Genomic DNA, 10437 nt, shown 5'->3' on the forward strand with positions numbered 1-10437 from the left:
CTCTCGATATGTCCATTCCTCGCTTAGCTCACGTCGCCCGCGGGAAGTTCGACCCCCTGAGCCTTGATCAGTTGAGCCGCAACCTCCGTGAGGCTGTGGACGATTGCTCTCGGGTGCCCCTGGAGTCCCTGGCCGAATTCCCTGGCGCGGGGCTCTACGCGCTGTACTACACCGGAGATCACCCGATCTACGCGGAGCTGAGGAACAAGGACGTCCCTGTCTACGTCGGCAAGGCGGAGGCGGGCAACAGCAGCTATGGCGATCCGCCCGATGAGGCCAAGCCAGCCCTCTTTGACCGCATCGCCGGCAAACATCGGATGAGCATCTCGGAAGCGTCCGAACCTCATGGCGACCTCTCCGTCGCCGACTTCGACGTCCGGGTGCTTCCTCTCGACGACGTGTGGATCGTCCTGGGGGAACGGGCGCTGCTCAGAGCCTACGCGCCGGTGTTGTGGAACACCTTGATGCCAGGATTCGGCGCGAACCCAGCGGGCAGTGCGCGTACCAACGCTCGGTCCATCTGGGACTCGATCCACCCGGGTCGTCCGCGCGCCGCCACTCTTTGGTGTAACAGGCGGTTCACTCGCGCTGAGATGGAGGAGCGGATCCTCGCGGGGATCTCCATCGCGCTGCGGGGCGAGGACGACCCGGAACGGGAGTCCCGACTTCGGCGGCTGCATGGCCTGAGGGCGAACATGATCTGGTCTCCCGCGAGGAAGGGCGCGGCGGACCGCCGCTCTCGGGTCTATCGGGTTGACGACTTCCTCGCCGAGAACGCGGCGTTTGGACGCCGCGTCGATGACGGGGATTGGGTCGCGGCGGCGGATCTGTCTGAGGCGCAACCCGATCCCGAGGAGATAGCGGAAGGTAACACCTTGGCCGCGGAACGGGATGACGCTTGACACCCGGCAGTCCTCGGTGGAGGTTCTAAAATCTCGAATCAATGTCCGAAAGTGCTTGAAGATGCCTAACTCCGCGGTACACTTTGGAGATGCTTGAGCAGCCACAAGTGCCGGACCCGGACCGTACCGGTGTAGAACTGTTCGCGGGCGGTGGCGGCTTGGCGATGGCCGTGCGTCGCGCTGGGTTCCGACCTCTGCTGTTCAACGAGTTCGCCACGCGGGCGTGCGAGACCCTCGCCTCGAATGGGGAAAAGCCGATCGTCGTGGACGTGGCCGAGAAGGAGGCCGACGGGGAGAGCGACTATCTTTGGGTCCCCGGGCCGAGCGAGCGACCTCCACTAGCGATGGGCGACATCCAAAAGGTCGACTTCACCTACCTCGAAGGCATGGTGGACGTCCTGGCCGGCGGACCTCCGTGCCAACCGTTCAGCCTCGGCGGTGTGGCCAAGGGCGACGAGGACAAGCGGAACATGTTTCCCCAGATGTTCCGGGCGATCCGGGAGATGAAGCCCAAAGCGGTGATCTGCGAGAATGTGCGTGGCCTGCTCCGCCCCTCCTTCAAGCCGTATTTCGACTACATCCTGCGTGAGCTCGAACTTCCGTTCGAGGAGCGGAAGGCCGATGCGCTGTGGCAGGAACACGACGCCGCCCTGCGTCACAAGCTCGCTGAGGGAGATACTGATCCGACTCAGCGCTATCACGTGGTGGTGACCCAGGTCAACGCGGCGGACTATGGTGTGCCACAGGTCCGCCATCGAATCATCATCGTCGCGTTCCGCGCTGACTTGAGCATCGATATGCGAGCGTTTCAGCGGCGGGTACGACCCACCCATTCGGAGGCTGCCCTCCACCAGTCCATGCGCGATGGAACGTACTGGAAGAGGCATGACGTTCCTGATGAGGTGCGTGAGCGAGTCATGGCCCGCGTGCCCAACACCCTCGTTGACGCGGATGATCTGCGGCCATGGCGGACCCTGCGCGATGCGATCCAGGGCGTCGACGAGAACGACGGGAAGCCGCTACCTCCCATACCGGTTGGGTACCTCGATCGCGTGGACCGTCGCCTCGGCGAATTCACCGATCACATCGGCTGGCCCGGCGCCCGGATCTATCCGGGCCACACTCCTAACGAACTGGACCGCCCAGCCAAGACGGTGAAAGCTGGCGTACACGGGGTTCCTGGTGGCGAGTCGGTGATACTTCTCGATGATGGAAGTCACCGCTACATGACGGTACGGGAGACCGCGCGAGTCATGACCTTCCCCGACAATTGGACATTGGAAGGGCCTCGAGGTGAGCAGATGCGGCAACTAGGCAACGCCGTACCGGTCCGCCTCGGAGAGGTCTTCGCCAAAGCCGTAGGCGAAACGTTGCGTGAGGCCGAGGAACGCGGATGAGGCTTGACGAGGGGCGCTGGAAGGACAAGCCGCCACCTCAGCGGGCGTGGAAGGGGCGCGCTCGCACTCGGCAAGGACGCTCCGCCGAGCAAGACCGCGCGGCCGGAGGACACAGCGTTCGGTACGTTGATCTTGGGGAAGGCCGCCGCGCCTGCGCGTCCATAGAACTTAAGCTGTACGCGAAGACTCGACGAATTCGCGCGTATCTGCGGTGGTCCGACAAGGGCAAGTCGCCGGCCGTTTATGTAGGAGAGGTCGACCACGACACTCGCGCTGAGAACCTCGCCGAGGCATGGCGAGCCGCGAAAGCCAAGGGATTGCTGATGACGCCGCCTGTCTCGGAGAAGTCGTGGGCGTCCTCTCCAGCCGTAAGGGAAGTGATGCGGGCCAACCGGAATCGAGATACGAGGCCAGAGCTTCGTCTCCGCTCCGCGGTGCACGCACTTGGGCTTCGATATCACGTCGCCCGACGACCACTCGCTGATGTGCGCCGCACAGCCGACCTGGTGTTCACCAAGGCCAAAGTCGCGGTCTTCGTGGACGGATGCTACTGGCACGGCTGCCCAGAACCAGCGCATTACCGGCCATCGCGAAGGAACTCCGACTTCTGGCAAGAGAAGATCGCCACGAATCAGGAGCGCGACCGAGAGACCAACCGACTTCTGCGTGAGGCGGGCTGGACGATCATCCGGGTGTGGGAGCACGAGAACATGCTGGAGGCTGCCGCCCGAATCGGCGAGCTTGTACGAGGCTACTCGCCAAACGGTGTCGCTCATCACCGGCGGAGGAATATCGACTCCGACCCTGAGTAGCAGCCTTGACTCGACTTTTGGCGCGCCACGGACACGCCGTCCACACCAGGCGCGCGACCATCTGGAGGAGGACCCTCCCCGCGCGTGCGGGGGCCGACACTCGTTCACCTGCCGGTACGCCGCCAGAATTTGCCGTTCTCCATGGCTGCTGCAAGCGGAGCCTGCTGTTCCATGATTAGCCGACCCGGCTCTTGTCGTGTTCGACACCTGGCGCGAGGCTGCGGTGAGCACGATCACCGGCACCACCCATCACGGCAAGGCCGAAGCGAGCGCCTGGGACCGACCGCATCCCCGGCTCACCCACCGCGCCGCCTGGCTCGACCACGAAGGCGAACCGCTGGGGAGGCCATGGTGATTCCGGACAGCCGTCTTTACGGCGTACCCCATGCGGCCGGTGGGGTTGAAAGGGACTCGTTGAGCACCTCGAAGGGTGGCCGATAGCCGAGCGCCGAATTTAGGCGCTGGTGGTTGTTGAATCCTTCGATTTAGCGGGTGACCTGCCGTCTGGCCTTGGCTCGGGTGGTGAGGAGGAAGCGGTGCGGCCATTCGTTCTTGATCGCATTCGGCCGTCGCGTTGTCGTAGCGGACGCCAGTCCGGCCGACCGAGCGGTGGATGCCCAGGCCGGTCAGGAAGCGGCCGAACTCATCTGAGGTGTGGTTCTCGGGCCGCGGTCGGTGTGGAAGATGGCGTCGGGCTGGAGCGGGCCGGTGCCGGACGCCATCCGGATGGCGCCTTGATCAGGTCGGTGCGGTAGTGGGTGGCCATCGCCCATCCCAGGACCGCCTGCTGTGGCAGTCGATCACGGTGGCGAGGGAGAACAGGCCGTCCCAGGTGCGGATGTAGACACCTCACGCGAGTGAGATGTCAAGCGGCGGCAGGGGTTTCGCTTCAAGCGGCCGGGGCCAGGCGACGGCTTCGTTGTAGGGCACGCCGTTGCGCGGGCAATGCCAGAGCTTGGCCAGCATCTTGTTGGCCAAGTTCCTTAAGGCTGCGTTGTGGCTGTCTCCGGCGGCTCGTCGCTGGTCGTAGTGGCCTCGCGCTCCGCATGATTTGGTGATGGCGGCGAAGGCCCACTAGATGGTTGAGTCCAAGGCATAGCTGCGGAGATAGGGCGAGGATGTCCATTCTCGGGTTGTGACGACCGAACTGGACAGCCTCGCAACCGCACTCTATGTGAGGGTTGACGATCTGCTGAAGAGTGCGCCGGAACTGGCCCCGTGGCGGCCCCGGTGGGCATCGTGCCGAGGTTGAGTGACGCCGAGCTGGTGACACTGACGGTGCTGTCGGCCTTGCTGGGCTACCACCGCGAGCGCCGCTGGCCGCGGTACGCGAACGCCGAACTGCGCGGCATGTTCCCCCGCCTGCCGCAGCAGTCGGGCTACGGCAAGCGGCTGCGCAAATCGATCCCCCTGGTAGCGGCAGTGATCCGGTTCCTGGCCCGCGAAACCTCGCTGTGGAGTGATGAGGTGTGGGTGGCCGACTCCACTCCGGTGGAGTGCGGTCGTTCGGTGGAGACCGCGCGGCGCAGCGCGCTGGCCCGGTGGGCCGAGTACGGCTACCGCGCCTCCCACTCCCGCTACTTCTGGGGGCTGCGCCCGCACCTGGTGTGCACCCTGGGCGGGTTGCCGGTGCTGTTCGCGCTGAGCGGCGACAAGGCCGATGAGCGCGAGGTGCTGCCGGGCATGCTGGCCACCGCGCCTGTGGTGTTGGCCGAGCATCGGCGTCCGACGCTCATCGCCGACCGGCAGTTCTACGGTCGTGCCTTCGAGCGGGAGCTGGCCGAGGGCGGGGTGCGGCTGCGGCGCCCGGCCGGGGCCGGTGAGGCTGAGCGGGCTGCCGCGCAGTTGTTCAAGCCGTTACGCCAGACCATCGAGTCGATCAATCAGACGTTCAAAGGCCATCTCGACCTCGAACGACACGGTGGCCGCACCCCGGCCGGCGTTACTGTCCACGTCTTTGTCAAGGTTCTGGCTTTGACCGCGGCCATCTGGCACAACGATCACACCGGCCAGCCAATCAAGAGATCACTCACCCGCTACAACCACTGATCACCCCGACCCCTTGGACTCAACCATCTAGACGTCCAGGCTTCCCAGACCTCCTACACGCATCCGACTTGCCATACCAAAAGTGTTATAGCGGTGAACGCTTTCGGCGATCACTCCGTACGGCCGGATAGATCCAATCTCGCAGAGCTCAAGGAGAACATGCGCATGCTAAGAACTACGGCTCTCATGGCCGCAACCGGGGCCGTTGCGTTGCTCACACTCGCGACGTCCCCAGCAACCGCTCAGACTTCACAGACCACGCAGGGGACACAGGCTCAGTCCGCAGCCGTCTGTGGCCAGAAGGGCATCAAGATCTCAAGCCTTCGTGTAGTGGCCAAGAAGTCCCGCATCGTGATCACCCACAGGAACGCCCCCGTTCTGGAATTCCCGTTCAACGATAGTCAGCCCCTGCGGTCTCTCGCCGTCGGTACCACCCTGACAACCTGCGGCTTCTTCGCCGGAAACGGCTCTAACGGCTACGCGGGCACGTGTGGCTCTGGCTACAAGTGGCACGCCATCAGGATCAACGCCGTGAACGAGCTCGGATGGCCTGTGACGGTCGGCTACATCCCTAAATCCTGCGCGCGAGTCCGATAGAGCCTCTGTGAGGGGCCGGCACCCCAAGGGCCGGCCCTCACAGGCGTCCCTGTTTCGACACTCGCCATACCCGTACATGGCCGACGACGTCGATCGTCTAGACGTCTCCAAGATCGAGACGGCTGGACGTGGTCTCCATCAAATTCGGGGCGATTCACTTGTCAGGGTACTGGGGCCGGTGGTCACGCCGGTGGTGCTGGGTCCACGGGCCAGCGGCTTCTCCCTCGGGAGGCCAAGGGCGGGTGTGGTGCGCAGGGGGAGCGGGCTGCGCGGGGATGGCGGCGATGGCGTGTCGCGCCTGGTGGGCCCAGGGCCAGGTGCGGGGGACCTGATGGTGCGTCGTCGCTGGCCGTGGAACAGGCGGGCGCTGGTCTGCAGCGGCGTGTAGCGTGGAGCGGAGGGTTAGGCGATGGCCAGCTCGCTCTCGCCGCACAGCAGGCGAAACCAGGCCAGCAGGTCGCAGCCGATTGCGACGGCGATGGTCCAGGCCTGGTTGCTGGCCCGTGAGGCAGGCCGGTCGGCTCGGCCGCACCCGCCTTGTCCAGAGGGCAGTCCTGGCCCGCGTCATCCAACACACGATCACGTACCGGCCGCGCCGTGGCGATCGCTGGACGGACGGGCGGATCGTGCTGGCGGTTGACGTGTCTCCATGGCTGCGTTCGGATGCCGCCCGCTCGGCCGAGCGGCTGTTCTGCCATAGCTACGGCCGGGCCAAGAGCGCGTCGCGGTTCATCCCGGGCTGGCCGTACTCGTTCGTGGCGGCACTGGAGATGGGGCCGCAGCTCGTGACCGGCCCGTTCTCGCCGGAAAGGTCGATCTCGGGCCGGCACGCGCGCGGTATCCAGGTGGCGCGCGCGTGTGGCAGGAGACGACGCGGGTCTCATCGATGGCCCGCACCACCGCGCCGCCCAATAACTCCTGCGGCTGGACGGTGCTGGCGGCCGCTACCCGCCAGCGGTCCGGATCGCTGCAGGCCGCCAGCTTGGGGCGACGCCAGATCGCCACGATCCGCAGGTGCCAACGCACGGGACACCAGCTCAGCCTTGGCCGACGTCAGCACCCCGCCCAAGCCCATGACCGCCGCACGTACCCGCAGTTCAGCAGCGACGAACGGAACACCGAGTCCGCACGCCAGCGAGCCCCCAACAGCTCACCGGGCATGCGTGCTCGAATTGCCGAACCGCGTCCAGGATCGCCCGCCATTCCGGCACGGTCTGGCGGGCCACGAGCACCTGGAAGCCGGCGGTCAGCGGGCCCAGATCTTCACCGGCTTCCTAGGGTCTGTGCCGCTGCTCCCGTGAAGATCGGCTTTTCTACCGCCTCGGTCCTCTACGCGTCATGGCTGTGCGTGACGCTCGTCCCGGGCAGAGTGGCACCTCACGGCGGCATCGGTCGAACACGCCCAGCCCGCCGCGAGCGACCTGGACTGGCGGGCGAGCCGTCCCATCACTTCGGCCGGTTCGGTGATGGCGACTAGTAGATCGCGAATCGAGTAGACCTGGCAATCGAAGGCCAGGGGTAGTCTGCCGGCACCTGCGCTACTGATCACGCTCCGTCCCCGGCGGTCAGTCGCGGCGTTGGCCCCGGCGCACTTCTGACGGTCCGCAGAAGGGTCTAGGCGTGTCCGGCCGAGGGTGAGATGGTGGCAGGGGCTCGCTGATCGAACCGCGTCCGTAAATGCTTGTTCGTCCTGCTGAGGAGCTGGTATGGAGGCAGAAACGCCGTGGCCGCCAGTGCGGCTGGTGATGGGCATGGTTCACCTGCAGCCGCTGCCGGGCACGCCGTTCTACCGCGGCGCCGGGATGGAGCCGATCCTCGCTACCGCTGTAGAGTCGGCACGCGCGCTACGCGATGGCGGCGCGGGCGGCTGTTTGGTGCAGACGGTTGATCGGGTCTACGCGGCGGGGGAAGAAGTTGATCCTGCCCGGATCGCCGCATTGGGCTTGATCGTGCGCGCCGTGGTCGAGGCGACGGGGCCGGGGTTCGAGGTCGGTGTTCAGGTGATGCGAAACGCGGTGCGCGCGTCACTGGCAGTGGCGAAGGTCGCGGGTGGCACGTTCGTGCGCGTCGGCGCGTTGGTAGGGGCCACGATGACGTCCAGTGGGCTGGTGCGGGCTAATCCTCTCGAAGTGATGGAATACCGCGACAAGATCGACGCGTGGGACGTGAAGATCATCGCCGATGTGGCCTCGATGCATTACCAGTGGTTCGGAGGTGGCAAGGATGTGGGGGAAGTGGCGCAGGCGGCTCAGCAAGCCGGCGCGGACGCGGTGGCCGTGGGCAGCTCAAACGATGACGAGACTCTGAGCCTGATCACACGTGTGCGCGCGACGGCGCCGAACCTACCGGTCATCTTGGCGGGTTACACCCATCACGGTAACGCGGCCCGGTTACTGGCGGGCGACGACGGCGCGGATGGCGCGTTCGTCGGCACCTGTCTGGAATCGCGAGGCTGGGGCAGCGCCATCGACATCGCGAAGGTGAAATCGTATATGCGACGGATCGGCGACCCTGTCCGATGAGCACAGCGGATGAGGCGGGAGAGGCTTATCACTACACCGTCGATGAGATTCGCCGTCAGAGCGACACACTCGCCGACGATCTCCGAACCTGGCATGATCACACACGCGCCGAGGCGCGACAGGTCGCGCGGTCGTGGACTCGGGTCTCACACGTCTACCTGACCGGCAACGGTGACTCCTACCATGCCGCGCTCGCCACCCAGATGGCCTTCCAGACCCGGGCCGATGTGCGGTGTCAGCCTCTCAGCCCGCTCACGCTACTGGAGTATGAGACGCCCTGGGATCAGGCGTCCGCTCCGCTCGAGGGCACCGCGGTCGTCGGCGTCTCCGCCTCCGGCGGCAACGAGAGCGTCGTTGAGGCGCTGGAGCGAGCCGGCCGGCATGGCGCCCGCACGCTGGCCATCACCTCGACCGCCGACAGCCCGTTGGCTCAGGTGGCCGAGCACGCGCTGGTGACGCCGCTGACAGGTCTGCGGCCCTGCCCCGGCATCCGGACCTATCAGGCGAGCCTGCTGGCCCTATTATCGATCGCGATCGAGCTGGGTGACCTGTGGCACCCGCGGCCCTCCAGCGGGCGGCGCGGGGACCTGATGGCCGCAGCCGAGGCCATCCAGGCCACCGTCGCCGCCGCGCGGCACCGATGTGAGGATCTGGCCGCTCGGGTCGCCGACGCGCCGGTGATGATGATGTTGGGCACCGGACCGGCATACGGCAGCGCGCGGTTCGCGGCCGCCAAGATAGTCGAGTCAGCCGGGCGGTACGCCGCGGGGCAGAAGCTGGAGGAATGGGCGCACGTCGAGAGGCTTGCTCACCCGTCTGACATGCCGACAATCGTGATCGCGGTACCAGGCCGCGGTCATGATCAGGCGGTCGCGGTGGCCGCCAAAGCCCAGAATCTAGGGCGCCTCGTGGTGGCCGTGGCCAACGACGACGACCGTGACATGGCGGCCCATGCCGACGTGGTGCTTCCGCTACAGGGCCTGGTCCCAGAAGAGTTCTCCGCGCTGGTGTCGCACGTGTTCGCCGGCGAGTTGTCCTATGAGATCACCCGCCTTCTCGGCCTACGGCCCTTCTCCACGCACCATCCGTCGTAGCTACCCCCAGGCCACACGAAGCGACGCCCCAAACGAGTCAACGATGGCGCCGGTAGAGCCGAGCGACTCGGGCGGCCGCGTCACAGGCGCGGCGGCCGCCAGGACAGCGTCGCCAGCACACCGCGTGCCTTCAGCCAACGGCGGGGACATGGAAGAGCCGGCGGGGCGAGCCTCGTGAAAGGAGAACACAGATCATGACGTTTCCGCCACGCACTCCCGCGCGCGCCATCAGGGGGCGCCATCTCACCCCCATCGTCAAGGCGGCCGCCGCTGTAGCCGCCGGGGCCGCCATCGGCAGCCTCCTGTATCAAGTCCTCGGCGAACGCGCCGACCGGCGCCGATTCCCGCCACCCGGCGAGCTGCTCGACGTGCGCGGCCGGCGCGTGCATGTGTGGCTCGAGGGCGACGGCGACGGGCCGGCACTCGTGGTGGTGCCAGGCATTGGCACCGACTGCCTGGAATGGGCCGTGATACAGCGGCAGCTCGTTCCCGATCATCGTGTGCTGCTGTACGACCGGGGCGGGCTCGGCTGGTCGGACTGGGTGCCGGGGCCACGCACCGCCTCCGAGCTCGCCGACGAGCTCCACGCCGTGTTGGAGGCGGCCGCGGTATCGGGCCCATACATTCTGGTAGGGCACAGCCTGGGCGGGGCGATCATACGTTTGTACACCGCGCGCCACCCGGAGCGAGTCGCGGGGCTCATCCTCGTCGACTCGACGCATGAGCTGTCCACGGAAAAGGCGGTCCAGGAGTTCGGCTGGCGCATGGGCGACCTCGATCGCTGGAGACGAGCCGTGATCCGCTACCTGAAGCCGCTCGGAATCGAGCGCGCCCGTGTCCGGCTGCTCGGCTACCGCTACTACCACGACTGGGCCGCGCGAGAAGTCCCCGCCGATCTGATCGAGACGAGCGTCGCTCTGAACCTGACTAGGCCGTGTTTCGAAAGATCACGGGTTTGTGGCGTGTCGGTGATCGTTGAACGAAGAGGTCTCCGGTAGTTGGTTCAACGACCAAGAAGAACGAAATACCGGAGACCCCGTGGCCAGCGTAGTGGTGACGAGGCG

The 10437-nt window shown here is 66.2% G+C and carries 8 protein-coding genes and 1 pseudogene; 8 read left to right on the plus strand and 1 reads right to left on the minus strand.

Annotation, left to right across the window (positions count from 1 at the left end; translation table 11 throughout):
• Positions 1-8: 8 nt before the first annotated feature.
• The 4 genes from ACWEJ6_RS41000 to ACWEJ6_RS41015 all read left to right on the plus strand — a co-directional run bounded on the left by ACWEJ6_RS41000 (position 9) and on the right by ACWEJ6_RS41015 (position 3466).
• A complete protein-coding gene (locus tag ACWEJ6_RS41000) occupies positions 9-902 on the plus strand; it encodes an Eco29kI family restriction endonuclease (RefSeq protein WP_452430997.1) in 894 nt (297 codons plus the stop codon).
• Positions 903-991: 89 nt separating this feature from the next.
• On the plus strand, positions 992-2299 hold the full coding sequence (locus tag ACWEJ6_RS41005) for a DNA cytosine methyltransferase (protein ID WP_452430999.1): 1308 nt from the start codon (positions 992-994) through the stop codon (positions 2297-2299).
• Positions 2300-2622: 323 nt separating this feature from the next.
• Positions 2623-3111: a very short patch repair endonuclease gene (locus tag ACWEJ6_RS41010; protein WP_452431013.1), complete on the plus strand. Its 489-nt coding sequence runs from the start codon at positions 2623-2625 to the stop codon at positions 3109-3111.
• A 196-nt stretch (positions 3112-3307) separates the two neighbouring features.
• The gene (locus ACWEJ6_RS41015; protein ID WP_452431001.1) at positions 3308-3466 is read left to right on the plus strand and encodes a hypothetical protein; all 159 of its coding nucleotides are present in this window, start codon (positions 3308-3310) and stop codon (positions 3464-3466) included.
• A 494-nt stretch (positions 3467-3960) separates the two neighbouring features.
• On the opposite strand, the gene ACWEJ6_RS41020 is transcribed toward ACWEJ6_RS41015, so the two are convergent.
• The gene (locus ACWEJ6_RS41020) at positions 3961-4089 is read right to left on the minus strand and encodes a hypothetical protein (protein ID WP_452431003.1); all 129 of its coding nucleotides are present in this window, start codon (positions 4087-4089) and stop codon (positions 3961-3963) included.
• Positions 4090-4246: 157 nt separating this feature from the next.
• On the opposite strand from ACWEJ6_RS41020, the pseudogene ACWEJ6_RS41025 reads away from it, so the two are divergent.
• The 4 genes and pseudogenes from ACWEJ6_RS41025 to ACWEJ6_RS41040 all read left to right on the plus strand — a co-directional run bounded on the left by ACWEJ6_RS41025 (position 4247) and on the right by ACWEJ6_RS41040 (position 10371).
• Positions 4247-5160 (plus strand): annotated as a pseudogene (locus ACWEJ6_RS41025) (IS982 family transposase).
• A gap of 2303 nt (positions 5161-7463) precedes the next feature.
• Positions 7464-8279 (plus strand): BtpA/SgcQ family protein, encoded by an 816-nt coding sequence (locus ACWEJ6_RS41030; protein WP_452431005.1) that lies wholly within the window; start codon positions 7464-7466, stop codon positions 8277-8279.
• Entirely contained in the window at positions 8276-9373 is a 1098-nt protein-coding gene (locus tag ACWEJ6_RS41035; RefSeq protein ID WP_452431007.1) for an SIS domain-containing protein, read from the plus strand. The genes ACWEJ6_RS41030 and ACWEJ6_RS41035 overlap by 4 nt, the downstream gene beginning before the upstream one ends.
• 194 nt (positions 9374-9567) lie before the next feature.
• Positions 9568-10371, plus strand: coding sequence for an alpha/beta fold hydrolase (locus ACWEJ6_RS41040; protein ID WP_452431009.1), 804 nt, complete (start codon positions 9568-9570; stop codon positions 10369-10371).
• Positions 10372-10437: the final 66 nt, after the last annotated feature.

The organism is Nonomuraea sp. NPDC004702 (genome assembly GCF_053601695.1).